Source organism: Bradyrhizobium huanghuaihaiense, assembly GCF_025200885.1.
GTDB classification, from domain to species: domain Bacteria; phylum Pseudomonadota; class Alphaproteobacteria; order Rhizobiales; family Xanthobacteraceae; genus Bradyrhizobium; species Bradyrhizobium huanghuaihaiense.
Window position 1 is genome coordinate 552,994 of sequence record NZ_CP104172.1, and the last position, 26,081, is coordinate 579,074.

Here is a 26,081-nt window from a genome sequence, read left to right on the forward strand (position 1 = left end):
GACACCTAACCGCTAGTTGCGACGCCATAAATTTACCGTGGCTTATCCTTTGCCGACTACCGTGCATACGAGTCGGGGAGCGGGCTGCTCCCGGGCTGCGCCTGGTTTTCCGCGAATGGAATGGGGTGGGGGAATGCCCGTCAAGTCGAAACCGAAGACATCGAAGCTGCTCACCTTGCGTTTTCGCGCAAAAATCATCCTCGGCTTCGTGGCGGTGCTGGCCATCCTCGCCGTCAGCATGGCTTTCGCCTATTTCGGCTTCGAGCGGATCCAGGCTGCCGTGGCCTCCTACCGCACCAGCGTGTCGGAAGCGGATCTCGCCCGGACCGTCGACCGCGAGCTGATCTCCTATCAGGGGCTGGCGCGGGCCTACACGTTGACCGGCGCGAATGATGATGAGACCGCGGCCAAGGCGGCGGAAGAGAATCTGAGGGGCGCAATCGCCAAGTCCATGGCGGCCACGACCGGCGCTGCGCGCCGCGAGCAGGTCGGCAAGCTCGAGGCCGAGTTCCAGCGCTTCACCAAGGTGTTCGGTGAGATCATCACCCTGACGCGCGAGAACAACAAGATCGCGGCCGACGAGCTCAACAGCGTCGGCAACAAGATCCGTTTCAAGTTCGACGACCTCGCCGATACCGCCGCGCTCGCCGGCCTCGCCTCGGTCCAGACCACGGCCAAGGACGTCACCTCGCAATATCTCGCGGTCTCCACCTCGGTCAGCGCCTTCGTCGCCAAGCCCGAGCCGAAGACCGCCGATGGCGTCATCGCCCGCATCAAGTTCCTGGAGACCCTGCTGGTCTCGATCTACGCCAATGACCAGAAGATCACCGACCGCGTCACCGAGATCGGCAATCTGCTGAAGCAGTACCGTACCTCGTTCTCGAAGCTGACCGAGAACGTGAAGGTCATCGTCAAGTCGAACGGCGACATGACCAAGACCGCCGCGTCCATCCTCAAGCTCTCGGCCGATCTGCGTTCGGACCTCACTGCCGACCAGCAGCGCATCGAGGCCAGTGCCAACACGACGATTATTGAGACCGAGCGGCTGATGCTGATGCTAGCGCTGGGCGGCCTTGCTGTCGGCGCGGCGCTGGCTCTGATGCTCGGCAACGGCATCTCGCGGCCGATGATCGCGATGTGCAAGGCGATGCGCGAGCTTGCCTCGGGCAATTTCGATGTCGTGCTGCCCGGTTTGGGGCGCAAGGACGAGATCGGCGAGATGGCCGGCGCGGTCGAAGAGTTCAAGGTTCAGGCGGTCGCCAAGGCCGAGCGCGATGCTGCCGCGAGCGAAGTCCAGAACAGGGAGCAGGCCGCCAGCAGACGCGCCGAGCTGATCCGCTTTGCCGACGATTTCGAGAGCGCGGTCGGCGCCATCGTCTCCAATGTCTCGTCCTCGGCCGTGCAGCTGGAATCGGCGGCCTCGACCCTGACCCGCACCGCCGAGACGACGCAGAGCCTGTCGAGCCAGGTCGCCGGCGTCTCCGAGCAGGCTTCCTCCAACATGCAGTCGGTGGCGACCGCGACGGAAGAGCTGTCGGCCTCGGTCGAGGAGATCGGCCGCCAGGTCCGCGATTCCAGCCGTATCGCCGAAGCCGCCGTGGTGCAGGCCAAGGAGACCGACGGCCGTATCGGCAAGCTCTCGCATGCCGCCCAGCAGATCGGCGAAGTCGTCAAGCTGATCACGGCGATCGCCGAGCAGACCAATCTGCTGGCGCTGAACGCCACCATCGAGGCGGCGCGCGCCGGTGACGCCGGCCGCGGCTTTGCGGTGGTCGCGAGCGAGGTGAAGTCGCTGGCAAGCCAGACGGCCAAGGCCACCGACGAGATCTCCTCGCACATCGCGGGCATGCAGGGCGCCACCGCCGAATCGGTCGCCGCGATCAAGGAGATCGGCGCGACCATCGGCCAGATCTCGTCGATCTCGACCTCGATCGCAAGCGCCGTCGAGCAGCAGGGCGCGGCCACGCAGGAGATCGCCCGCAGCGTCCAGACCGTCGCGCAGGGCACCCAGACCGCGGCCACCGACATCGGCCAGGTCAATCGCGGCGCCGCCGAGACCGGTTCGGCCTCGGAAGAAGTGCTGAACTCGGCCAAGTCGCTCTCATCCGAAAGCACCCGCCTGCGCGCCGAGCTCGACCGCTTCATGGGGAATATCAGGGCGGCGTAAGCGCTCCCTCTCTCGTCGTCCCGGCGAAGGCCGGGACCCATAACCACAGGGCGCTGTGGGACGCGATGCTGGTAACTCCAAGTCTTCGCCAAACCACGTGCTGTGGTAATGGGTCCTGGATTAGCGCTCGCTCCGCTCGCTTGTCCAGGACGACGTCTGAGTGTTTCGCTGGCACCGCATCACACTCCGCTGTCGTCCCGGCGCAGGCCGGGACCCATAGCCACAGGGCGTAGTGGGATGCGACGCCGGTAACTCCGAGTCTTGGCCAAACCCAATCTTGTGAGTATGGGTCCCGGCCTTCGCCGGGACGACGGCGGAGTAAAGAGCGGAAGCCTCATTCCCTCCCGAACGCCCGCTTCAGCTCCACCTTCGCGCGCTCCAGTCGTGTGCGCTGGGTCTTCGGCAGCGTCTTGCCGGCGCGGTTGACGTAGAAGGTCAGCATCGACAGCGCCGAGCGGTAGGCGCCGGTCTTGCGGCGTGAGCTGTGCTCCGCCGAGCGCTTCAGCGACGCCGCGATCTTCTTCGCGCTGGTCAGCTTGAACACGCCTTGCTTGAGATCGAGCGCGTCGCTCTCCCTCGTTACGCGCTGTGACCAGCGCTTCGGCGTCGCGCGCTTCGTGCCCTTGCGCGCGGTGCTACGCCTCGCGCTGGTCTTTCGGCGTGCAGTCTTGTGCGCGCCGCTCTTTCGCGAATGTGTCGTCTTTCTGGCATGAGCCATGCGTCAACTCCTTGCGGCTCCGTCGCAAACGGGCGGCCCGTGAGACTGTTCCTGCGGGAACCTGGCATCGCCGCAGACGTTGTCGCATGTGGCAGGCGAGGTGCCGCACCCCGATGATCGGATCGCCCCGTCCACCTCATGTGAACCGGGGCTGCATCCTTTGGTCAGATCCAACAACCCGATGGAATTGCAGCAAACCCCAGCGCTGAACTACGGACCTGCCGTCCCTGCGGCGGTTGCGGCCGATCGCATCGTCGAGACCAGCATTCCCTCGCGCCTCGACGCGCTGCCGTGGAGCGGCTTTCACACCCGCGTCGTGCTGGCGCTTGGCATTACCTGGATCCTGGATGGTCTCGAGGTCACGCTTGCGGGCGCGCTCTCCGGCGCGCTGAAGCAGAGTCCTACGCTGCAGTTCTCCAATCTCGATCTCGGCATCGCCAACTCCGCCTATCTCGCCGGCGCCGTGCTCGGTGCGCTCGGCTTCGGCTGGCTCACCGACCGCATCGGCCGCAAAAAACTGTTCTTCATCACGCTCGCGCTCTATCTTTCGGCGACCGCGGCGACCGCGCTGTCCTGGGACATCGCGAGCTACGCGCTGTTTCGCTTCCTCACCGGCGCCGGCATCGGCGGCGAATACACCGCAATCAACTCGACCATCCAGGAGCTGGTGCCGGCGCGCTATCGCGGCTGGACCGATCTCGTCATCAACGGCAGCTTCTGGATCGGCGCTGCGATGGGCGCGGTGGCGGCCATTGTGCTGCTCGATCCTGCACTGATGGGCCCCGATCTCGGCTGGCGGCTCGCCTATCTCATCGGCGCCGCCATCGGCCTCGTCGTGCTCTTGATGCGGATGTGGATTCCGGAGAGCCCGCGCTGGCTGATGATCCACGGGCGGCCTGACCAGGCCCATGCCATCGTCGACGACATCGAGCGCTCGGTGATCGGACATGACCAGGATGCGGGCGAGGGACGCTTCACAAAAATCCGGCTGAAGATGCGCGATCACACGCCGATCCGCGAAGTCGTGCACACGCTGTTTTCCACCTATCGCCAGCGCGCGCTGGTCGGCCTCGTGCTGATGAGCGCGCAGGCGTTCTTCTACAACGCCATCTTCTTCACCTTCGCGCTGGTGCTGACCGATTTCTACGGCATCAGCGCCGACCATGTCGGCTGGTACCTGCTGCCCTTTGCCGCTGGCAATTTCCTTGGCCCGCTGCTGCTCGGCCGTCTGTTCGATACGCTCGGACGGCGCACCATGATCATGTTCACCTATGGCATCTCCGGCCTGCTGCTGGCGCTCTCGGGCTATCTGTTCACGATCGGCGCACTCAGTGCGCAAGGACAGACCATCGCCTGGATGGTGATCTTCTTCTTTGCCTCGCCCGCCGCGAGCGCGGCCTATCTCACCGTCAGCGAGACCTTCCCGCTGGAAGTGCGCGCACTGGCGATCGCGGTGTTCTATGCGATCGGCACCGGCATCGGCGGCGTGATCGGGCCGGCATTGTTCGGCGCGCTGATCGATACGGGATCACGCACCAGCGTGTTCGCCGGCTATCTGCTGGGTGCCTTCCTGATGATCGCGGCCGCGATCGTGGCGTGGCGCTATGCCGTCTCCGCGGAACGAAAATCGCTCGAACAAATCGCGCGGCCGCTCGCCTTTATGGAGTAGACTGATGAAATCGGAACTTGCGGACATGTCGATGGTCGACGAACGCGCTGTGCGCAACGACAACGAGAAGCCGGATGCGGTGCCGGTGCCGCATGCGCTCGTCCCGCATCTCGACGAGACCGCGATCCTGCTCGACATCGACGGCACGCTGCTCGACCTGATGCCGACGCCGCGTGAGGTGTGGGTGCCGCCCGGCCTGTCGGAGACACTCAACCGGCTGACGGAGCGCACCTCCGGAGCGCTGGCGCTGGTCAGCGGCCGCTCGCTCAACGACATCGACCTGATCTTCGCGCCCGACGTCTTCCGCGCCGTCGCGGGTCACGGCGCTGAGATGCGGCTGTCGGTCGACAACGAAGCGGATGACGTGCACGCGCCGCCGCTGGACAAGGAGCTGAAGCGGCGGCTCGCCGCGATCGCCAAGCTTTCGCCCGGCATTCTGCTCGAGGACAAGGGCTATTCGCTGGCACTGCATTACCGCCTCGCGCCGCATGCCGAAAAGGCGATCTACGAATCCGTCTCGCTGATCCGCGCCGACCTGCCCAGCGCTCCCATCGAGGTGCTGCCGGGCAAGTTCGTCTGCGAGATCAAGCATTCCGGCTTCACCAAGGCGAGTGGCGTGCGCGAATTGATGAAACATGAACCTTTTAGGGGGCGCCGGCCGCTGTTCATCGGCGACGACGTCACGGATGAGACGGTGTTCGCGATCATGCCCGACATGGACGGGCTCGCCTTCTCGGTCGGCCGCCGTGCCATGGGCGTGAATGGTCACTTCGATGCGCCCGCCGATGTGCGCATGTTCCTCGCGCGCCTGCTCGATCCAAGGTGAAACGAAGGCAGCGCCACGTCACAGACACAATGCTCTCGGCAAGGCACCATTGCGCTACGCAATGCATGCTGCGCGACAAGGTCGCAAATGCTGTCTTTGCAGTGAAATTTCCAGGTTCCGCAGGCGAAACCTGCTCCAACGCGCATGCCCGATTTTGGTTTCAATCCGAAGAAATCATGACAGGAACCATATTGATGAACGGCAGTTAAACGGGGTGGAATGAACAGGAGGGGACGACCTGTGAACTTAGTCGTCGTTTCAAATCGCGTCGCTCGCGGCAAGCCGAATGAACCCATGACGGGTGGCCTCGCTGCGGCATTGCTTCCCGTTGTCGAGCATTCAGGGGCCATCTGGGTGGGGTCGTCAGGCCGCGTGCGTGACGGTCATCAGAAGGAACCGTTTGCCGAGATCGAGGCGCTGGGTACGGGCGCGATCGCAACGCTGGATCTGCCGGCGGCGCATTACGGCGGCTATTACGAAGGTTTTGCCAATTCGGCGCTGTGGCCGGCTCTGCATTCGCGCAGCGATCTGATCCGCGTCTCACGCGAGGACTATGTCAGCTATCGCGAGGTTAACGCCTTCATGGCTCGCGCCTTGATGCGCTTCCGCAAAGCCCGGACCGCGTTCTGGGTGCAGGATTATCATTTCCTCGCGCTCGGCGCGGAGCTGCGCGAACTCGGCGTCGATGATCCGATCGGCTTCTTCCTGCACACGCCCTGGCCGGTGGTCGCGGTGATGCAGGGCGTGCCCAATCATCGCGAGCTGATCACGGCGATGCTGGCCTATGATCTGCTCGGCTTCCAGACCGAGGAGGACCGGCAGAATTTTCTCGGTTACGTCGGCGGCGAGCTTGGCCTCGCCATCGAAGACGGTGTCGTGGTCTCGCAGCATGGTCGCACGCGCTGCGAAGTCTTCCCCATCGGCATCGATGCGGAGAAATTCGCAGCCTATGCCGCCAAGTCGGCATCGCATCCCGACGTGTCGCGACTGCGCCGCAGCCTCAATGGCGAGCGGCTCGCGATCGGCGTCGACCGGCTCGACTATTCCAAGGGCCTCGTCAACCGCATCAGCGCGTTCGACCGGCTCTGGACCGAGCAGCCGCAGTTTTCGCGCAGCATCTCGCTGCTTCAGATCGCCAATCCCTCGCGCGGCGCGATCGAGGCCTATGGCAATCTCCAGAACGAGGTCGCGCGCCTCGTCACCGACGTCAACGGCCGTCACGGCGAGGTCGACTGGACGCCGATCCGCTATCTGAACAAGGGTTTTAGCCAAGCCGTCCTCGCGGGGCTCTACCGGACCGCGCAGGTCGGCGTGGTGACGCCGCTGCATGACGGCATGAACTTGGTTGCCAAGGAATATGTCGCCGCGCAAAACCCGGCCGATCCCGGCGTGCTCGTGCTGTCGAAGTTTGCCGGCGCCGCCAACGAGCTCGACGCCGCGCTGCAGGTCAATCCGCACGACATCGACGGCATGGCGCGCGCGATCGCGATCGCAGCCTCGATGCCGCTCACCGAGCGCAAGATGCGCTGGGACGCGATGATGAAGAAGTTGCGCGGCCACACCATCCAGCAATGGTCCACCGATTTCGTCACTGAACTGGAAAAGTGCCGCACGCAGAAGGCCGCCGTCGCCCCGCTCGCCGCCCAGCCGCCGCAAGCGCTGCGCTGGCTGAAGTCGGCGATATCAGGCGTGCGGTTGATTTAGCCTCTTCTCCCTCTCCTTACGGGGAGAGGTGAAAAACGACGACCTCAATAACAATACGACACGCCCTCCAGGATCGCGCATTGCCGCTTGTTCGGCGCGTTGGGATCGTCCAGCGGCACCATGCCCTTACCCTGGCCGACGAACACGCCGGGCCCGACATGCACCGAGCTCTTGTTGCCGATGATGACGCTCTGATGCGGCGTCGAGCTCGAGCGCGTCCCGTCCGGCCAGAGGATGGCATCGCCCGACAGCACCCCGCGCCGCCCGTCGTCGCAGCTGACATCGACGCCCTGCCGGGTGCAGACCTGTGCCAGGGCCGGCACGCCTAAGGCGGAGCCGAGGGCCGAAATCAGGCCCAGCGCGGCGATGGTCTTGCGGATGGTCATGGCGTCCCCGGTCGTGTTTGGTGGCCTCAGGTGAATCGTCGCGCCAAACCCGCCTCCGGTTCAGCGAGCGGGCGGTTCCGCAGGGGCCGTCGACGTCAGATATTATTATTTAAATACAACATCTTACGGAAAATTCACCCGATTTTCCCGCGATCCCTTGCAAAATCACCGGCGCCCCTTCAAGAGAGGGCGCTCCGGAGAGATGGCCGAGTGGCTTAAGGCGCACGCTTGGAAAGCGTGTGTGCGGGAAACCGTACCGTGGGTTCGAATCCCACTCTCTCCGCCACTGGGCCTCATCTCACCAGCCTCCACTTCCCATCTCCCACCCGCTTCAGCGCGGGATCGCTCACTCGCACATGCTCCGCGAGGAAATCGATGAAGGCGCGCACGCGCGCGGGGAGCGGCGCGGTGTGGCCGACATAGACGGCGTGGATGTCCTCGCGGTCGCCGGGATTGTAGCTCTGCAGAACCGGGACGAGGCGGCCGGCTTCGATGTCGGGGCCGATATGGAAGAGGGCGAGGCGGGCTAGTCCCACGCCGCCGAGGCAGAGGCGCCGGGCGGCTTCGCCGTCGCTGGCGCGCGCGATCGGCGGCGGCACGGCTTCCTCGGTGCGATCGCCGCGCCGGAATGGCCAGCCGCCGCGGATGCGTGGAAAGGTCCAGCCGATGCCGCGGTGATCGGCGAGATCCTCGGGCGTCTTCGGTGTGCCGAAGCGCGCCAGGTAGTTTGGGGCGCCGACCACCACCATGCGGCTGGTGCCGAGCTTGCGCGCGATCAGGCGCGAAGTCTTCAGAGGCCCGACGCGGATGGCGACGTCGGCACGCTCCTGCATCAGGTCGATCAGCGTATCGGTCAGCATGAGGTCGAGCGTGATTTCGGGATGCTGTTCGAGGAAGCGCGGGATCAGCGGCATCACGTGCAGCATGCCGAACGGGATGTTGCTGTTGACCGTGAGGCGGCCGCGCGGCGCGGCCCCAGAGGCCGCCTCGCGCTCGGCTTCCTCCATCTCGCTGAGGATGCGCAACGAGCGCTGGTAAAAGGCCTGGCCTTCCTCGGTCAGCGTCAGCTTGCGCGTGGTGCGGTTGATCAGGCGAGAGCCGAGCCGCGCCTCCAGCCGCGAGATCAGCTTGCTCACGCCCGACGGCGTCAGGCGCAGTTTTCGCGCGGCCTGGGTGAAGCCGCCGAGGTCGACGACGCGGACGAAGACCTCCATCTCGGCGGAGCGGTTGGTGTCGAAACGGGCCATGTTGAATTCACGTCATAAATGATTGGATTGCGGACATTCTAATGGTTTTGCCGCGGTGCAGCTATCTGCGTGGCTCGTCTCATCCATTGGAGCCACGCATGCCTCCCGCCGTTCTCGCGCTCACCGCCGGTGCCTTCGGCATCGGCACCACCGAATTCATCATCATGGGCCTCTTGCTCCAGGTCGCCGCCGACATGCATGTCTCCGTGCCGGTCGCGGGCCTGCTCATCTCGGGCTATGCGCTCGGCGTGTTCGTCGGCGCGCCGGTGCTGACCTTGGCCACACGACGGCTGCCGCGCAAAACCGTGCTGCTGGCGCTGATGGCGATCTTCACGCTCGGCAATGCCGCCTGCGCGCTGGCCCCCAACTACGAATTGCTGATGGCGGCGCGGGTGCTGACTTCGCTCGCCCACGGCACGTTCTTCGGCGTCGGCTCGGTGGTGGCCACCAGCCTCGTGGCCGAGGACAAGCGCGCTTCCGCCATCGCGACCATGTTCATCGGCCTGACGGTCGCAACGCTGCTGGGCGTGCCCTTCGGCGCCTGGTTCGGCCTGATGCTCGGCTGGCGCGCGGCGTTCTGGGCGGTGACCGTGATCGGCGTGGTTGCGTTCGCGGTGGTCGCGGTGCTCGTCCCTGGTCATGTCGGCAAGGGCGACAAGCCGATCTCGCTTGCTGAGGAAGTCGCGGTGCTCGGCCGTCCGCAGGTGCTGCTCGGCCTTGCCATGACCGTGTTCGGCTTCGCCGGCCTGTTCGTCGTCTTCACCTATATCCAGCCGATCCTGACGCGCTTCACCGGCTTTTCGGAAGCCGTGGTGTCGCCGATCCTGCTGGTGTTCGGCGTTGGCCTTGCGATCGGCAACGTCGCCGGCGGCAAGCTCGCCGACCGTGGCCTCGGGCGCGCCCTGATCGGCACGCTCGCCGCGCTCGCCATCGTGCTGCTCGGCCTTGCCGCGGTGCTGTCGGTCAAGATCCCTGCGATCGTGATGATCCTGCTCCTCGGTATCGCCGCCTTCGCAACCGTCGCGCCGCTCCAGCTTCGCGTATTGGAGGCCGCCGGCCCGAGCGGCCGCACGCTCGCATCCAGCCTCAACATCGCCGCGTTCAATCTCGGCAACGCACTGGGAGCCTGGGCCGGCGGCGTCGCCATCGATCGCGGGTTCGGCCTCTCGGCGCTGCCGCTGGTCGCAGCCGGCATCACGGCGATCGGTCTCGTGCTGGCGTTGTGGAGCCTCCAGCTCGATCGCACGACGACCGCGGTCGCGGCGTGCCCGGCGGAATAGGAGAGCGATCATGGAATACCGCAATCTCGGCGCATCCGGGCTCAAGGTCCCCGTCCTCAGCTTCGGCACCGGCACGTTCGGCGGCCAGGGCCCGCTGTTTTCGGCCTGGGGCCGCAGCGGCACTGAGGAGGCCCGTAGGCTGGTCGACATCTGCCTCGATGCCGGCGTCAATCTGTTCGACAGCGCCGACGTCTATTCGAACGGCGCCTCCGAGGAGATCCTCGGTGCTGCGATCAAGGGCCGCCGCGACAAGGTGCTGATCTCAACCAAGATGAGCCTGCCGATGGGCGACGGCCCGCTCGACGCCGGCTCCTCGCGGCAGCGGCTGCTTGCTTCGGTCGATGCGGCGCTGCGGCGGCTTGGCACTGACACGATCGACCTGCTTCAGCTCCACGCCTTCGACGCGTTCACGCCGATCGAGGAGGTGCTGTCCACGCTCGACACGCTCGTGCGCGCCGGCAAGCTGCGCTATGTCGGCGTCTCGAATTTCGCCGGCTGGCAGCTGATGAAGTCGCTCGCCATCGCGGACCGGCATGGCTGGCCGCGCTATGTCGCGCACCAGGTCTATTACTCGCTGCTCGGCCGCGACTATGAATGGGAGCTGATGCCGCTCGCACGCGATCAGGGCGTCGGCGCACTGGTCTGGAGCCCATTGGGCTGGGGCCGGCTCACCGGAAAGATCCGGCGCGGCCAGCCGTTGCCGGAAGCGAGCCGCCTGCACGCCACCGCACAGTTCGGTCCGCCCGTGGATGAGGAGCGTCTGTACGCCATCGTTGATGTGCTTGATGGAATTGCCGCAGAGACCGGCCATACCGTGCCCCAGGCCGCGATCGCCTGGCTGCTGTCACGCCCCACGGTCTCCTCCGTCATCATCGGCGCGCGCGACGAGGCGCAGCTGCGCGACAATCTCGGCGCCGTCGGCTGGACGCTGAGCGCGGATCAGATCAGGCGGCTCGACGAGGTCAGCGCGGTGATGCCGCCTTATCCCTATTATCCCTACCGCGTCCAGGAAGGCTTTGCGCGGTTGAACCCGCCCCTGGTCTAGGCCGGTGACCGATAGAACGCCGCGATAGCCGTTGCGATTCCGTCGGGAAGGTTCGTCTCGCTCTTCAGCGTGTCCAGGAAGACGGGATCGCCCGCCACGGTGAGGCCATTCAGCTTGATCGGATGCAGCGGCTCGTCGGTCACGGCCACTGCCGCCAGATCGGGACCGGTGCGCACGCCGTCATATGCGAGCCGCGGGCGCAATTGGACATTGTTGCCGAACTGCTCATCCAGCGCGAGGCGCCACCCGGTGCGTGACACCGTTCCGCGGGCGATCGCATCGCTCATGGCGAGGCTGTCCGTTTGCAGCGCGCCGAGATTGCCGAGTGCGGCCTTCAGGCGGCTCGTCGCTTCCGCCAGTGAAATTTTCTCGATCCCTGGATCCTGGTCGGGTGAGGAGAAGTCGATCACGCGCGCGCTGCTGCCGATCTTGAGAGCCTCGCCGCTTCCGCCGGCCTTCTGCATCACCGTCTTCGTGCCGTAGCGCGGCCGTCCGCCGATGGTGACCAGAACGATGTCCTGCTCGCGCGATTTGATCAGGTGGGCGTAGGGATCGCCGGTGACGCCCTTCACGACCAGGAGATCAGCGAACTTGCCCTTGGCGATGGTCCCGAGCTTGGCATCCCATTTCAGGATCGCGGCGGGATTGCGCGTTGCCATCGCGACGATGTCGAAGTCGCTGAAGCCGAGATTGAAATGTGCGGACACGACCTTCGCCGCTTTCAGCTCGCCGAGCAGGTTCTTGCTGCCTGATGGCGACCAGTCCGAGCCGAGCGCGATGGTGAGGCCGGCGGTGCGCGCGGCCGCAACGTCGGTCGTCTTGCCGTAGAGCAGCAGATTGCTCAGCGGCGACCAGACGACCTTGGCATGATTTTCGGCCATCGTTCCGAAGTCGGTCGCGTCCAGCGCCGTGCAATGAATGCCGGCCAGCGACGGTTCGATTGCCCAGTCGCCTTGAGGGTTGCGCAAGGCGAGGAAGTGGCTGTGCGCCTTGGTGTCGATGCCCTCGCTCAGGTGCAGCAGGAAGCACGACGACGATTTCAGCTCCTTGTCGAACTTCGCCCAGTCCTCGGCATCGATGTCGGGAATCTTGGAGTGAGCGCGCGGCAGATCCGGCGGGCTGCCGATCTCGGCGGCCCGCAGCGCGCCCTTGTAGTACTTGTGGATCGTGCCGCTCCAGTTCGACAGCGTGATTCCCTGGCTCGTCGTCGTTCCCGCGACCATGCATTTGGCTTCGACATAACGGACCAGGGCCGGCAGCAACGAGCCGTCATCGGCGAGCGCGATCGCGCTCATCGGGCCGGTCACGGACGTCTTGTAGGATTTGGCATTCTGCCACTGGTCGCGATTGCCGTAGGATTGAGGCACCTGCCAGAGCGGCAGGATGTTGTAGCTCAAATGATTATGCAGCTCGATCAGGCCGGGATAGATGGTGCCCCCGGTCGCCACCGGAGCCACGGTCTCGAAGCCCGCTGGGGCCGGCTGTCCCTTCGGAACGATCGCGGCGATGCGGCTATCCTCGATGAAGATCGTCCCGCTCTTGATGACGTCGCCGTCAGTGGCCATCGTCACGATCCGCCCGCTCAGCGCCCAGCGCTTCGGGCCTGCGGCCGGGCTCATGGGATCACCCCATTGGGAATGGTGATCGTGATGTTGCGCCGCTTGGTGACCGCATCAGTGCCCTGGCGCACGGCCCATGGCGTGTCGCCGCGCATCCAGGCCGGCAGGCCCGCCGGAAGGTCCTTGGCGATGATGTCGACCAGTTCGGTCGGCTTGAAGGCATCGCCATAGGGCACGAGCGCAGTCTGGACGTCGGGATGTTTGACCGCAGGCGCGAGCGCGGCGAGGGCGGCATTCCATTTGGTCAGCATGAGCTTGGTGTTCGCGGCCTGCGTGGCGGCATCATGGGCGGAGCTTTCCGGCCAGGTCGGATGCGTGATGTGCTGATAGGCGAGCGTCTTGTAGGCCGCGCCATCGGCGGTCTTCAGCCACGCTTTCCAGGCCTCGTCGGCAAGGCCGCCGAGCGAGACAACGGCCTCGATGTTGCTGGGCGCGAGCACGGCCTTGAACCATTTGTTGCGATAGTCGACGATGCCGGGCTCGTTCTTGTGCTTGGAGCCGCCGCTCTGCCCGTAGACGCTGTACAGGAACGTGTTCACCATCACGTAGCTCTGCGTGATGCCGAGCTTGGCGAGGAAGCCTTGCGTCCGGCGTCCCGCGGTGCCGACCAGGATCCGGCGCACGATCGTCTCATGCTGGGCGGGGTCCTGTCCGACGACAAGCACACGCGCCGATCCATCGAGCCGGCCGCGATGGAAGATCGGTCCCCATTCAATGCGGAAATCGTGGGGATCGTAGGCTTCAGGGCCGGGATAGTTGCTGCACAGATCGCGAAAGGGTTGTTCGCCGTATCCGGCGTCGAACTCTGTGAGCATGGCAATGCTCCAATCTGTCGAGGTCAAAATAGCTGCGTTACTGAACCTGTTTATGCGGCAATCTTGGCGGTCATGTCCTAAAACACTCAACCAGTATATAGGTCGAGCCTGATCGCCCAAAGGTTCACGATCGTCTGGGCGTGACAGAGCGTCGCGACAATGCGCCATGCAGAAACGCACCTGTACACGGTCGCGTGACCTCCATAACCTCCGCGGCGCAATTTTTGGGAGATGCGACGTGGCGAAGAAGGCGGCAGCCAAGAAGAAAAGTACCGCAAAGAAGGTAACGAAGACCTCGAGCAAGACGAGCTCCGCCCGAAAGGGCACCGTCGCGAAAGCCGCGAAGAAGACAGTCAAGACGGCGGCATCGCGCAAGCCAGGCGCGGCACGTCGCCCCAAGGGTCCGGTCTGGCAATGGTCTGCGGTCGAGACCGCGGCCGCGATCCGCTCCGGCGCAATCACTGCCGTCGAGACCGTCGAGGCGCATCTGGATCGGATGCGCGCCGTCAATCCGAGGCTGAATGCGGTGGTCGTCGATCTCGGCGAGGAGGCGCTGAAGGCGGCGCATGCGGCCGACAAGCAGCGCGCCAAGGGCGGCGAGCTCGGCCTTCTGCATGGCGTGCCCATCACCATCAAGGAGAACGTCGACTACGAGGGACGGCCGAACTTCAACGGCGTGCCGGCGAACAAGGATCTCATCGCGCCATCGAATTCGCCTGTCGTCCGCAACCTGAAGAAGGCCGGCGCCATCGTCATCGGTCTCACCAACACGCCGGAATTCTCCTTTCGCGGCTTCACCGACAATCCCCTGCACGGGCTGACGCTCAATCCCTGGGACCCTGACATCACCTGCGGCGGTTCTTCGGGCGGTGCGGGGTCGGCGGTCGCGGCCGGCATCGGAACCATCGCCCATGGCAACGACATCGGCGGCTCGCTGCGCTGGCCGGCGCATTGCAACGGCGTTGCCACCATCAAGCCGACGCAGGGCCGCATCCCCGCCTTCAACGGCAGCGCAACGGCCGAGCGGCCGATGCTGGCGCATCTGATGTCGGCGCAGGGGCCGCTCGCCCGCCATGTCGCCGACGTTCGCCTTGCGCTGGAGGCGATGAGCCAGCGCGACCCGCGCGATCCCTGGTGGGTGCCGGCACCGCTGGTCGGGCCGAAGCCGAAAGGTCGCATCAAGGTCGCACTCGCAAAGATTCCAGAGGACATGGATGTTGATCCGTCCGTCGCCGCGGCGCTGCGCAAGGCCGCCGATCACCTCGAACGCTCCGGCTATCGCGTCAGCGAGGTCGAGGTGCCCGACATCAACGGCGTCTGGCAGACCTGGTGCGACATCATCACCAACGAGACGGTGGTGATGCAGGAAGCGAGCATGCTGAAGGTCACGACCGAGGACTTCCACAAGGCCTGGCGCGGCATGAGGGCCAAGGCCAATGGGCTCGATCTCAAGGCCTGGATGCAGGCGACGGCCGCGCGCAACGGTCACATCCGCGCCTGGCAGCTTTTCTTCGAGGAGTATCCGGTCGTGCTGGCACCGACCACGGTGAAGCCAACGCCGGGCCCGCGCGACGACACGGTCAGCGCCGAGCGGGTGCAGGAGATCTTCTGGGGCGAGATTCGCTTCATCTCCGCGATCAACGTGCTGGGCCTGCCCGGCGCGGTGGTGCCGGTGGCCGTCAACGAGGGCAAGCCGATCGGCGTGCAGCTCATTGCCGGCCGCTATCGCGAGGATCTCGCGCTCGATGCCGCAGCCGCGATCGAGAAGCGTGCCGGCGTCATCGCCCATCGCCTCTGGGAGACGATGGCTTGATGCCATGCGCAAGGGCTCCGCGTCACGCGCGGAGCCCGCGGGGGCCGATCAGTTGGTCAGATGCGCGGAGGCGATCGCCTTCTGGAACAGTGCGTTCAACGCGTCGGTGATGCTCGAATCGCTCGAGACCTCGTAATAATAGCCCGACGTCGCGCAGGCCTGCATCTTGGTGGCGATCGAGCTGCGCCATGGCGCGATGTAGGTGTTGTACCAGCTGTTGTTGGTGATCGCGAGATAGGTGGTGTAAAGCACGGCGATCTTGACGCCGCGCGCCTTGATGGTGTCGCAGATCGTCGTCGTCAGCGGCTCCTGGCATCGGCCCGACGAGCTGATCACGGTCTGAGTGCAGCTCGAAGGGTAGTAGTAGTCGGCAACGCCATCCGCGACGAAGAACAGCCATTTCTGCGGCGAGGACGAGGAGCCGTCTCCGGGTGTCGGGATCGCGCCGTTCATCGACGACAGGATGCCGTCGAAATCCGTGCACATGTCATTGTTGTAGTTGGTGTAGGGAATCGTCATCAGGTCGACGGCGGAAACCGCTGTCTTCACCGAAGAGAGGCTCGAGGTCAGGGCCGAGATCGTGGTGAGGCCGATCGAGCCGCAATCGCTGCCCATGGTGTAGACCGCCATCCGGTACTGGTTGCTGACGAGCTGGCTCGCGGTCGCCGTGTCCGTCAGCGACTGCGTTGCGTCCCGCACCAGGTCGATCCGCATCTTGATCCCGAGCTTCTTTGCGATCGAATAATAGCTGTTGGTCTGCTTGGTCTTCTTCGAGCTCGACGTGTAGGTGTCATGGCAGGCGAAGGCGCAGCTGTCGGATGTCGCGTTCTGCAGCGCGGTCATGTCGGCCGTGGTGGCGCCGAGCCCCTGCGACGGCGAGTTGTCCAGCAGCACGTAGAAGTCGATGTAGGACGGCAGCGAGGCCGCCGCGCTCGATGTGGCGGAGAAGTCCAGCGTCTTGTAGCCCAGGATTCCCATGAAATAGGTCGTCACCGACGACGCCGCCGTTCCCGTGGCGGTGCGCGTGGTGACGCTGTCGGTCACGGTGATGGTCACCGAGCCCGTCGCCAGGCCGTACGCGGACATCTGCCCGGTAAAGGTGTTCAGCGCATCGCTCTGCGCGGCCGATGCGCTCTTGGTGATCTCGCTCTTCGCGGTCGCGACCAGCACGGCGGTGTCGAGCGCAGCGATCAGCTTTGTTCTCGCCCGCGCGGCGAGGGAGTAGTCGACGGCGGCGCCGACGAAGGACAGCAGCGGCACCAGCGCCAGCGCGAAGATGACGGCGATGTTGCCGCGTCGATCGGAGACGAAGCGCGAGAGCAGGTGACCTCTGTTGGCGTTCGTCAAGCGGCATATCCCAAAGCAAGAAGTGATGCGCCAGCGTAAAATCGACGAACTTACGCAACGATTGACCGCAGCGTGATCGTCCATGTCCGCTGATTGCGGATCGTGTCGCCGGAGCTTTGAGAGATGTTGCGAAACGATTGGGGCGGGGGCTCATGCCGCGCCGTTGCGGAACGGAGGCGGATGTCACCTCCGGCAGGGGTCGCCATGGTGCGCCAACCTATTAATCCAATTTAACTCGAATTTGAGCCAATTCACCAACAAGCGTTAGGGTTACTTCCTCGATCTCTAAGCGAATTATTGTCCGCTTTACCACCCGCCTCTAACAGAGGGACGGCGGACAACGCACGCGCCTCATACAGGCCAATAAGTGCGGCCCGCTCCACGCGGAGGTGGCACGATGCGCAACGAGACGATCGCTATTCACGCCGGCTACGAACCCGAAGCCACCACGCACGCGGTCGCCGTGCCGATCTACCAGACCGCGGCCTACGCTTTCGACAGCGCCGATCATGGCGCGGCCCTGTTCAATCTCGAGGCCGATGGCTTCCGCTACAGCCGCATCGCCAATCCGACCAGCGCGGTGCTGGAGAAGCGCATCGCCCAGCTCGAAGGCGGTGTAGGCGCGCTCGCCGTCGCGACCGGCCAGGCTGCACTGCATTTCGCCTTCGTCAATGTCGCCGACCACGGCGGCAACATCGTTTCCGTGCCGCAGCTCTACGGCACCACGCACACGCTGCTCTCGCACATCCTGCCGCGCCAGGGCATCACCGGCCGCTTCGCCGAGAGCGACAAGCCGGAGGCGATCGCAAAGCTGATCGACGAGAACACCCGCGCCGTGTTCGCCGAGACCATCGGCAATCCCGCCGGCAATGTCTGCGACATCGAGGCGCTGGCGAAGATCGCGCATGCGCATGGCGTGCCGCTGATCGTCGACAACACGGTCGCAACGCCGATCCTGCTCAAGCCGTTCGACTACGGCGCCGATATCGCCGTGCACTCGCTGACCAAGTTCCTGGGCGGCCACGGCACCACGCTCGGCGGCGCCATCGTCGATTCCGGAAATTTTCCGTGGGCGAAATACGCCGATCGCTTCCCGGCCTATAACAAGCCGGACGCCTCCTATCACGGCCTCGTCTATGCCGAGCGCTTCGGCAAGACCGCCTATATCGAGCGCGCGCGCAGCGTCTATCAGCGTACCATGGGTTCGGTGCTGTCGCCGTTCAACGCCTTCCTGCTGCTCCAGGGCATCGAGACCGTGGCGCTGCGCATGGAGCGCCATGTCGAGAACGCCCGCAAGGTCGCCGAATTTTTGCGCGGAGATCCGCGTGTGGCGTGGGTCAACTACACGGGCTTCTCCGACAGCCCCTACTATCCGCTCGTCCAAAAGTATCTCGACGGCAACGCCTCGTCGCTGTTTACCTTCGGCATCAAGGGCGGCATGGAAGCCGGCAAGACCTTCTATGATGCGCTGAAGCTGGTCACGCGCCTCGTCAATATCGGCGATGCCAAGTCGCTGGCCTGCCATCCGGCCTCGACCACGCATCGGCAGATGTCGGCGGAGCAGCAGCGCGCCGCCGGCGTGCTGCCGGAAACGATCCGCCTGTCGATCGGTATCGAGCATTCCTCAGATATCATCGAGGACATCGACCAGGCGCTGGAGAAAGCCTGTCCGTCGTCGCGTCTTCAGGCCGCGGAGTAGGCGGACGGCCCGATGACGATCTTGATCGACAGGGATCAAGGCATATCGAGCCCGGCGCTGGTGCCGGCCGAGGGCGATCTGGCGCGCGATCATGCCGGCGCCGAGCTTACCATCGGACTGATCAACAACATGCCGGACCCGGCGCTGAAGGCGACCGAGCGGCAGTTCATGAAGCTGTTGCAGGCCGCCGCGGGCCCGCGCCGCATCCGCTTTCACTGCTTCTCGCTTCCTAGCGTGAAGCGTTCGCCGGAAGCGAAATGGCATGTCGAGAGCGAATATTCCGATCTCGCCGATCTCAAGCGCGGTCGCTTCGACGGACTGATCGTGACTGGCGCCGAGCCGGTCGCGCCCGAGGTACATCAGGAGCCGTATTGGCGCGACCTCACCGATCTCATCGATTGGGCCAAGGCCAACACGCGCTCGACGATCTGGTCGTGCCTCGCCGCGCACGCCGCGGTGCTGCATCTCGACGGCATTGAACGGCGCCGTCTGCCGGCCAAATGTCACGGCGTCTTCGACTGCGAAGCGGTGGTGGATGATTCCCTCACGCAGGCGGCGCCTGCACCGCTCAAGGTGTCGCATTCGCGCCTGAACGAGATCGTCGAGAGCGACCTCGCGCGGGCCGGCTATCAGGTGCTGACCCGCTCGGCCCTCGCCGGCGTCGACGTCTTCGTCCGCCAATATGCCAGCCGCTTCGTGTTCTTCCAGGGCCATCCGGAATATGATGCCCTGTCGCTCCAGCGCGAATATCTGCGCGACATCGGCCGCTACCTTGCGCGCGAGCGCGAGAATTACCCGCACGTGCCCGTGAGCTATTTTGACGCAGTCACCGAAGAGAAGCTGGCGCGGTTCGAGAAGCGGGCGAGACAGGAGCGTCATCCGGCGCTGACCAACGACCTGCCGGCGCTGAATTTGCGCGCCGATATCGCCGCGGGCAGCGCGGCGGCGGCGCTCTTCCGCAACTGGCTGCACTATCTCGGCGCGGAGGCCGATACCTCGGTTCTGTCGCGCTAGGCCAAAGGGCGTTGATTCCGCGTTAGGATTACCAAAGCGTTAGGCTTGCCTCAGCCAGCGCACGAATGTTTCAGTAGAGAAATACGGAATCACAGGAAACGCTGTCGTGTGGTCGGCACTCCAGGGACGCGTGAGCAATCGGCTGGCCCGGCATTTCCGCGCCGCGCCCCACCGGCTGCCTGCGCATGCGCCGATGGTGAGCTTTACCTTCGACGATGCTCCCGATAGCGCCGCCGGCGAGGGCGCCTCGCTGCTCGAGGCGCATGGCGGCCGTGGCACGTACTACATCGCCGGCAGCCTGATCGATCAGCCGTCAGATCACTGGCATGGGCTGTCGAACGACGCGATCGTGCGGCTTCACCAGACCGGGCACGAGATTGCCTGCCACACCTTCTCGCATCAGAGTTCGGCCAATCTCGACGAGGCCGCCATGGCCCGCGAGATCGAGCGGAACCGCAGCCATTTCCGCGGCATCGATTCCTCGATCACGCTGGAGAATTTCGCCTATCCCTATGGGATCGCCTCGGTCTGGCGCAAGCCGCAGCTGGCAAAAGCCTTCCGCTCGGCGCGCGGCATTCTTCCCGGCGTCAATCGTGACGTCATCGATCTTCAGTTCCTGCGCGCCTCGCCGCTGGTCGACTGCGAAATCGATCCGGCAGGCGTCGATCGCTATTTCGACGAGGCGGTCGCAAGCGGCGGCTGGCTCATCTTCTACAGCCACGACGTCGTCAACGCGCCGAGCCCCTATGGCTGCACGCCGCGCCTGATGCGCCACGCGCTGGAGGCGGCGGGCAAGCGCAACATGCCGATCGTGACGGTCGCCGAGGCGCTGCGGCGAATCGGGGCGTAGCTACTTTACCTCTCCCCGCTTGCGGGGAGAGGTCGGATCGCTCTTGCGATCCGGGTGAGGGGGTACAGGTCTCACGTGCATCTCATCTGCGGATAGATGCCCCTCACCCCAACCCTCTCCCCGTAAGAACGGGGAGAGGGAGAAGAAGCAGCGGTGCAAGCCCCCCAAACAGCTTGCCACGGCCGCGCCAGCATGCGACTGGCCTTGTGACGAATCCCACGGCCGCGCTCCGACACACCCATGAACGCCCCTTCCACCGCTCCGCTGCCCGCGCCGGCCAACGGCCGCGATGCGCTGTCGGTGCTGCATTCGGTGTTCGGCCTGCCGGGATTCCGCGGCGCGCAGGGCGACATCATCCGGCACGTCACCGACGGCGGCAATTGCCTCGTGCTGATGCCGACCGGCGGCGGCAAGTCGCTGTGTTATCAGCTTCCATCGCTGCTGCGCGAAGGCTGCGGCATCGTGGTCTCGCCGCTGATCGCGCTGATGCGTGATCAGGTTGCGGGCCTGCTGGAGGCCGGCGTCAACGCCGCCGCGCTGAACTCGTCGCTGACATTTCAGGAGGCCTCCGACATCGAGCGGCGCCTGATCGCGGGCGATCTCGACCTGCTCTATGTCGCGCCGGAGCGGCTGGTCACGCCGCGCTGCCTGTCGATGCTGGCCCAGGCCAAGGTGGCGCTGTTCGCGATCGACGAAGCGCATTGCGTCTCGCAATGGGGCCACGACTTCCGGCCCGAATATGTCGGCCTGTCCGTCATCGCCGAGCGCTTTCCGGACGTGCCCCGTATCGCATTGACCGCGACGGCCGACGAACTGACGCGGAAGGAGATCGTCGAGCGTTTGAAGCTTGCCGACAGTCCCCAATTCGTCTCGAGCTTCGACCGTCCGAACATCCGCTACGAGATCGTCGATAAGCGCAATGCGGTGTCGCAACTGAAAGAATTCATCCGGGAGCGCCATGCGGGCGACGCCGGCGTGGTCTATTGCCTGTCGCGCAACCGGGTCGAGGAGGTCGCCGCCGCGCTCGAGGAGGCCGGCATTGCCGCGCTGCCCTATCACGCCGGTCTCGACAGCAGTGTGCGCTCGCGCAACCAGGATCGTTTCCTCAACGAGGACGGCATCGTCATCGTCGCGACCATTGCCTTCGGCATGGGCATCGACAAGCCCGACGTGCGCTTCGTCGCCCATCTCGACCTGCCCAAGAGCATCGAGGCCTATTACCAGGAGACCGGGCGCGCCGGCCGCGACGGCAAGCCGTCGGCAGCCTGGATGGCCTACGGCCTCTCCGACATCGTGCAGCAGCGCCGTATGATCGACGAGTCGGCCGGGTCAGAGGATTTCAAGCGCGTCTCGATTCGCAAGCTCGATGCGCTGGTCGGCCTCGCAGAGACTGCGCATTGCCGACGCAAGCGGCTGCTCGGCTATTTCGGTGAGGACGTGACGGCCGAGACCTGCGGCAATTGCGACAACTGCCTGACGCCGCCAAAGATGCGCGACGGCAAGGTGCTGGCGCAGAAGCTGTTGTCTTGCGTCTACCGCACCGGACAGCGTTTCGGCGCGATGCACCTGATCGACGTGCTGATCGGGCGCCTGACCGAGAAGGTGACGCAGTTCGGCCACGACAAGCTGTCGGTGTTCGGCATCGGGCGCGAGCTGAACGAAAAACAGTGGCGCACGGTGCTGCGGCAGCTGGTGGCGATGGGTCATTTGCAGAGCGACAGCGAGGCTTATGGCGCGCTGAAGCTGACGGAGTCCGCGCGCGGCGTGTTGCGCGGAGAAACGGAAGTCTGGCTGCGCGAGGAGACGCCTGGCAGCCGCATCCGCTCCAGCCGCGCAAAATCCCGGCGCGGCGATCTCGCGCCCGCGGCGAGCGCGCCGCAGGGCGACGTCGATCCCGAATTGCGCGCGCGCCTGCGGTCCTGGCGTTCGGACGTCGCACGCGAGCGCGGCGTCCCGGCCTATGTGGTGCTGCACGATGCCACCATCGACGGCATCGTGCGGGCCTGGCCGACCACGCTGGACGAGCTGCGCAACGTCCCCGGCATCGGCGACAAGAAGCTCGAGCACTACGGCGACGAGCTGCTGCAGATCATCAGGACGCGGTAGGGCGCGCGACGAAAACTCCGCCGTCATCCCGGGGCGCGACGAAGTCGCGAGCCCGGGATCCATAACCACAAGCGGATGTGGTTACGGCAAGCTGGTCACCACGAGTCTTCGCCAAACGGCTCCCTGGGGTTATGGGTCCCGGGCTCGCGACTTCGTCGCACCCCGGGACGACAGAGGAGCTAGCCGTTCCGGAACGCATACCCGTAGCCGTTCAGCGCAGGCGCGCCGCCGAGATGGGCGTAGAGGACCTTCGCGCCCTTCTCGAAATAGCCCTTCTTGGTCAGGTCGATCAGGCCCTGCATCGATTTGCCTTCATAGACAGGGTCGGTGATCATGGCTTCGAGACGCGCGGTGAGGCGGATGGCCTCCTTGGTCTCTTCCGACGGTACGCCATAGGCGGGATAGGCGTAGTCCTCGATCAGCACGACGTCGTCGGCGACGATCTCCTTGCCGAGCTCAACCAGCTTCGCCGTGTTCTGCGCGATCGAGAGCACCTGCGCCTTGGTCTGCGCCGGGGTGAACGACCCGTCAATGCCGATCACTTTTCGCGCGCGGCCGTCCGCGGCGAAGCCGACCAGCATGCCGGCGTGGGTCGAACCGGTGACGGTGCAGACGATGATGTAGTCGAACTTGAAGCCGAGCTCCGCTTCCTGCTTGCGCACCTCCTCGGCGAAGCCGACATAGCCGAGGCCGCCGAATTTGTGCACGGAGGCACCGGCTGGAATCGCGTAGGGTTTGCCGCCCGCCGCCTTCACTTCCTCGATCGCCTGCTCCCAGCTCTTGCGGATGCCGATGTCGAAGCCGTCATCGACCAGCCGCACGTCGGCGCCCATGATGCGAGAGAGCATGATGTTGCCGACGCGGTCATAGACGGCATCCTCATGCGGCACCCAGGCTTCCTGCACAAGGCGGCACTTCATGCCGATCTTGGCGGCGACGGCGGCGATCATGCGGGTGTGGTTGGACTGCACGCCGCCGATCGACACCAGCGTGTCGGCGTTGGAGGCGATCGCATCCGGAATGATGTATTCGAGCTTGCGCAGCTTGTTGCCGCCATAGGCGAGGCCGGAATTGCAGTCCTCGCGCTTGGCATAGATCTCGACATTGCCGCCGAGATGTTTTGACAGCCGCTCCAGCTTCTCGATCGGCGTCGGTCCGAAGGTCAGCGGGTAGCGCGCGAATTTTTCCAGCATGGTCAGGTCATCCCGATTGGCGTTGATCTGGGATGTGGCTAGCATTGCCGTAGGAAAATGTGCTCTCAAATATTGCGTCGATATTGCACGTCTTCTTGCGTTGATTGCGCCTATAGGTAATATTTCTTCCAGAATATCCCAAACTTGTGGAAGATTCTTCCATGTCCGCTCGGCTTGATCGCACTGACCTTAAGATATTGAGATTGCTGCAAAATAACGGCCGGCTCAGCAATGCCGAGTTGGCCGAAACGGTCGCGATCAGCCCCGCTACCTGCCACCGCCGCACCCAGCGCCTGTTCGAGGACGGGTTCATCGCCGCTGTCCGCGCCATGGTCGCCCCGAAGAAGGTGGCGAAGGGCACGTTGGTCATGGTCGGCGTGGTGCTCGACCGCTCGACGCCGGAGAGCTTTGCCATCTTCGAGCAGGCCATCGCCAAGCTGAAATTCGTGCTGGACTGCCACCTCGTCGCCGGCGACTTCGACTACTTCCTGAAGATCCGCGTCGGCGACATGGAGGACTTCAACCGCATCCATGGCGAGCAGCTCATCGCGCTGCCCGGCGTGCGCCAGACCCGCACCTTCTTCGTGATGAAGGAGGTCGTCGACAACGCGCCGCTGGAGTTTTGAAGCAGAGCGTTTTCCAGCGAAGTGAAAACCGGTTCGCGTCAGAAAACGCGTCAAAACAAAATCCAGCGCACTTGATGCGCGATCCGCATCATGAGAGATTCACGAGATGCAGACATTCCCCTTCCGTCAGCACAATCCGGCCGGGCCATCTTATCGGCGCGGCTGGGTCGACGAGGCCGTGGCCGCGATCGAGGCCGACCAGTGCCGCACCGCGGACACGCATCTGATCCGTTTGATAGTGCCGGCGCTGTCAGGCATCGACATCTATCTCAAGGATGAATCCACGCATCCGACCGGCAGCCTGAAGCATCGCCTGGCGCGCTCGCTGTTCCTTTATGCGCTCTGCAACGGTCACGTCCGCGAAGGCACGCCCGTGGTCGAGGCCTCGTCGGGGTCGACCGCGGTGTCGGAGGCCTATTTCGCGCAGATGATCGGCGTGCCCTTCTATGCCGTGATGCCGCGCACGACCTCGGCGGAGAAGATCGCCGCGATCGAGCATTATGGCGGCAACTGCCATCTGATCGACGACGGCCGCGCGCTCTATGCGGAGGCTGCTGCGCTCGCCGCCCGCCTGAACGGCCATTACATGGACCAGTTCACCTTCGCCGAGCGCGCTACCGACTGGCGCGGCAACAACAACATCGCCGAATCGATCTTCACGCAATTGGCGGGCGAGCCGCGGCCGATCCCGGACTGGATCGTGATGGGGGCCGGCACCGGCGGCACCTCGGCCACCATCGGACGTTACCTGCGCTATCGCCAGTATCCGACGCGGCTGTGCGTCGCCGATGTCGAGCATTCCGCTTTCTTCGACTGCTTCCGCTCGCAGGATCGCTCCCGCGTTTGCGACCGTCCGTCGCTGATCGAGGGCGTCGGCCGTCCCCGCTGCGAGCCGTCCTTCGTGCCCGGCGTGGTCGACCGCATGATGAAGATCCCGGATGCGGCGACGATCGCGGCGATGAACGTGCTGTCGCGCCGGCTGCGCCGCGTGGTCGGCGGCTCCACCGGCACCAATTTTTTGGCGCTGTGCCGGCTCGCCGCGGAGATGCGCAAGGCAAACGTCACGGGATCGCTGGTGACGCTGATCTGCGATTCCGGCGAGCGCTACCGGCAGACCTATTACGAGCCGGAATGGCTGAAAGCGCGCGGCCTCGATCCGGCGCCGGTCGAGGCGGCGTTGTCGTCGTTCCTTGCGACAGGCGAGCCGCTGACACTTGACGTCGACGACGTCGTCAATCCGCAGGGCGCACAGGGCCCAAAGGCCTCGTAGCTGATATTTCCCTGCAATTTGCGAAATGGCACGGCCCGTCACGGCAACTTCACTTGCCTTGCGCAGGCATGCAGGTGACGGTTACCCCTTCTCAACGAGGAGATCCCGCCGTGCGCCTCCCCATTCTCGATCCGAAAGACCTGAGTGCTGAACAGAAGCCGCTCTATGACGACATGCAGGCCGGCATCAAGGACCACTTCAAGGGCTTTGTGAACATGCGCGACGACGGCGCGCTGCTCGGACCCTGGAATCCCTGGATCCGCGAGCCGCGCTTCGGCAAGCCGGTATGGGAGCTGGTCAAGGCGATCGCGTCGAATCCGCTGCTGCCCGCGCCCGTGCGCGAGGTCGCGATCCTCGTCACCGGCTCGCATTTCCGTTCCGGCTACGAGCTCTATGCCCATGTGCTGGTGGCCGAGCAGCGCGGCCTTTCCGACGAGAAGCTCGCGACCATCGTCGCTGGCCAGCGGCCGGTCGATCTCACCAAGCAGGAGGCGGTCGCTTATGACATGGCCTCGGCCCTGGTGAGCGGCGGCGTGCTGCCGGAGCTGACCTATCGGGCGGCGGTGAAGGAGTTCGGCGAGCATGGCGCGGCCGAGCTGTCCTATCTCGTCGGCGTCTATTGCATGGTCTCGGTCACGCTCAACACGTTCGACGTGCCGGTGCCGGAGTAGACGCAGCGTCCGTCGA

At 64.9% G+C, this 26,081-nt stretch carries 21 protein-coding genes and 1 tRNA gene; 15 read left to right on the forward strand and 7 right to left on the reverse strand.

All coding sequences use genetic code 11. The features are described from left to right. Positions 1 to 133 precede the first annotated feature (133 nt). On the forward strand, positions 134 to 2,167 hold the full coding sequence (locus N2603_RS02575; RefSeq protein ID WP_260387580.1) for a methyl-accepting chemotaxis protein: 2,034 nt from the start codon (positions 134 to 136) through the stop codon (positions 2,165 to 2,167). Between the two features lie 334 nt (positions 2,168 to 2,501). On the opposite strand, the gene N2603_RS02580 is transcribed toward N2603_RS02575, so the two are convergent. Next, the gene (locus N2603_RS02580) at positions 2,502 to 2,885 is read right to left on the reverse strand and encodes a DUF3175 domain-containing protein (RefSeq protein WP_260387581.1); all 384 of its coding nucleotides are present in this window, start codon (positions 2,883 to 2,885) and stop codon (positions 2,502 to 2,504) included. Between the two features lie 181 nt (positions 2,886 to 3,066). Here N2603_RS02580 and N2603_RS02585 point away from each other — a divergent pair, with 181 nt between their 5' ends. From N2603_RS02585 to N2603_RS02595, 3 genes are all read left to right on the forward strand, one after another. Further along, positions 3,067 to 4,554, forward strand: coding sequence for an MFS transporter (locus tag N2603_RS02585; protein ID WP_260387582.1), 1,488 nt, complete (start codon positions 3,067 to 3,069; stop codon positions 4,552 to 4,554). A gap of 4 nt (positions 4,555 to 4,558) precedes the next feature. Further along, complete coding sequence (gene otsB / locus N2603_RS02590) at positions 4,559 to 5,380, forward strand: trehalose-phosphatase (protein WP_018646258.1); 822 nt, start codon at positions 4,559 to 4,561, stop codon at positions 5,378 to 5,380. Between the two features lie 240 nt (positions 5,381 to 5,620). Continuing rightward, on the forward strand, positions 5,621 to 7,084 hold the full coding sequence (locus tag N2603_RS02595) for a trehalose-6-phosphate synthase (protein WP_026312501.1): 1,464 nt from the start codon (positions 5,621 to 5,623) through the stop codon (positions 7,082 to 7,084). A gap of 44 nt (positions 7,085 to 7,128) precedes the next feature. Here the strand turns inward: N2603_RS02595 and N2603_RS02600 are convergent, their stop codons facing one another. Continuing rightward, entirely contained in the window at positions 7,129 to 7,470 is a 342-nt protein-coding gene (locus N2603_RS02600; protein WP_260387583.1) for a hypothetical protein, read from the reverse strand. Positions 7,471 to 7,666: 196 nt separating this feature from the next. Here N2603_RS02600 and N2603_RS02605 point away from each other — a divergent pair. Continuing rightward, positions 7,667 to 7,756: transfer RNA gene (locus N2603_RS02605), tRNA-Ser, on the forward strand. A 7-nt stretch (positions 7,757 to 7,763) separates the two neighbouring features. Here the strand turns inward: N2603_RS02605 and N2603_RS02610 are convergent. Continuing rightward, a complete protein-coding gene (locus N2603_RS02610; protein WP_260387584.1) occupies positions 7,764 to 8,717 on the reverse strand; it encodes a LysR family transcriptional regulator in 954 nt (317 codons plus the stop codon). Positions 8,718 to 8,815: 98 nt separating this feature from the next. Here N2603_RS02610 and N2603_RS02615 point away from each other — a divergent pair, with 98 nt between their 5' ends. Then, entirely contained in the window at positions 8,816 to 9,997 is a 1,182-nt protein-coding gene (locus N2603_RS02615) for an MFS transporter (RefSeq protein WP_260387585.1), read from the forward strand. A gap of 10 nt (positions 9,998 to 10,007) precedes the next feature. Then, positions 10,008 to 11,042: an aldo/keto reductase gene (locus N2603_RS02620; RefSeq protein WP_260387586.1), complete on the forward strand. Its 1,035-nt coding sequence runs from the start codon at positions 10,008 to 10,010 to the stop codon at positions 11,040 to 11,042. Here the strand turns inward: N2603_RS02620 and N2603_RS02625 are convergent. Both N2603_RS02625 and N2603_RS02630 read right to left on the reverse strand, forming a co-directional pair. Next, complete coding sequence (locus N2603_RS02625; protein ID WP_260387587.1) at positions 11,039 to 12,661, reverse strand: amidohydrolase family protein; 1,623 nt, start codon at positions 12,659 to 12,661, stop codon at positions 11,039 to 11,041. The two genes, N2603_RS02620 and N2603_RS02625, sit on opposite strands and share 4 nt — an antisense overlap. Then, on the reverse strand, positions 12,658 to 13,476 hold the full coding sequence (locus tag N2603_RS02630; protein WP_018643552.1) for a uracil-DNA glycosylase family protein: 819 nt from the start codon (positions 13,474 to 13,476) through the stop codon (positions 12,658 to 12,660). The genes N2603_RS02625 and N2603_RS02630 overlap by 4 nt, the downstream gene beginning before the upstream one ends. A gap of 238 nt (positions 13,477 to 13,714) precedes the next feature. On the opposite strand from N2603_RS02630, the gene N2603_RS02635 reads away from it, so the two are divergent. Continuing rightward, complete coding sequence (locus N2603_RS02635) at positions 13,715 to 15,289, forward strand: amidase family protein (protein ID WP_260387589.1); 1,575 nt, start codon at positions 13,715 to 13,717, stop codon at positions 15,287 to 15,289. Positions 15,290 to 15,337: 48 nt separating this feature from the next. Here the strand turns inward: N2603_RS02635 and N2603_RS02640 are convergent, their stop codons facing one another. Beyond that, positions 15,338 to 16,636 (reverse strand): TadE/TadG family type IV pilus assembly protein, encoded by a 1,299-nt coding sequence (locus N2603_RS02640; protein ID WP_018643550.1) that lies wholly within the window; start codon positions 16,634 to 16,636, stop codon positions 15,338 to 15,340. Positions 16,637 to 17,033: 397 nt separating this feature from the next. Here N2603_RS02640 and N2603_RS02645 point away from each other — a divergent pair, with 397 nt between their 5' ends. The 4 genes from N2603_RS02645 to recQ all read left to right on the forward strand — a co-directional run bounded on the left by N2603_RS02645 (position 17,034) and on the right by recQ (position 22,305). Continuing rightward, a complete protein-coding gene (locus N2603_RS02645; RefSeq protein WP_260387590.1) occupies positions 17,034 to 18,335 on the forward strand; it encodes an O-acetylhomoserine aminocarboxypropyltransferase/cysteine synthase family protein in 1,302 nt (433 codons plus the stop codon). Between the two features lie 12 nt (positions 18,336 to 18,347). Further along, the gene (gene metA / locus N2603_RS02650; RefSeq protein WP_260387591.1) at positions 18,348 to 19,349 is read left to right on the forward strand and encodes a homoserine O-succinyltransferase MetA; all 1,002 of its coding nucleotides are present in this window, start codon (positions 18,348 to 18,350) and stop codon (positions 19,347 to 19,349) included. Between the two features lie 106 nt (positions 19,350 to 19,455). Next, the gene (locus N2603_RS02655; protein WP_260387592.1) at positions 19,456 to 20,199 is read left to right on the forward strand and encodes a polysaccharide deacetylase family protein; all 744 of its coding nucleotides are present in this window, start codon (positions 19,456 to 19,458) and stop codon (positions 20,197 to 20,199) included. A 240-nt stretch (positions 20,200 to 20,439) separates the two neighbouring features. Then, positions 20,440 to 22,305, forward strand: coding sequence for a DNA helicase RecQ (gene recQ / locus N2603_RS02660; protein WP_260387593.1), 1,866 nt, complete (start codon positions 20,440 to 20,442; stop codon positions 22,303 to 22,305). A 179-nt stretch (positions 22,306 to 22,484) separates the two neighbouring features. Here recQ and N2603_RS02665 read toward each other — a convergent pair whose 3' ends face one another. Beyond that, entirely contained in the window at positions 22,485 to 23,498 is a 1,014-nt protein-coding gene (locus N2603_RS02665; protein WP_260387594.1) for a 1-aminocyclopropane-1-carboxylate deaminase, read from the reverse strand. A 161-nt stretch (positions 23,499 to 23,659) separates the two neighbouring features. Here N2603_RS02665 and N2603_RS02670 point away from each other — a divergent pair, with 161 nt between their 5' ends. The 3 genes from N2603_RS02670 to N2603_RS02680 all read left to right on the forward strand — a co-directional run bounded on the left by N2603_RS02670 (position 23,660) and on the right by N2603_RS02680 (position 26,065). After that, the gene (locus tag N2603_RS02670; protein WP_018643544.1) at positions 23,660 to 24,124 is read left to right on the forward strand and encodes an Lrp/AsnC family transcriptional regulator; all 465 of its coding nucleotides are present in this window, start codon (positions 23,660 to 23,662) and stop codon (positions 24,122 to 24,124) included. 106 nt (positions 24,125 to 24,230) lie between these two features. Next, positions 24,231 to 25,394: a PLP-dependent cysteine synthase family protein gene (locus N2603_RS02675; protein ID WP_260387595.1), complete on the forward strand. Its 1,164-nt coding sequence runs from the start codon at positions 24,231 to 24,233 to the stop codon at positions 25,392 to 25,394. Positions 25,395 to 25,504: 110 nt separating this feature from the next. Further along, entirely contained in the window at positions 25,505 to 26,065 is a 561-nt protein-coding gene (locus N2603_RS02680; protein WP_045001271.1) for a carboxymuconolactone decarboxylase family protein, read from the forward strand. The last annotated feature ends 16 nt before the right edge of the window (positions 26,066 to 26,081 follow it).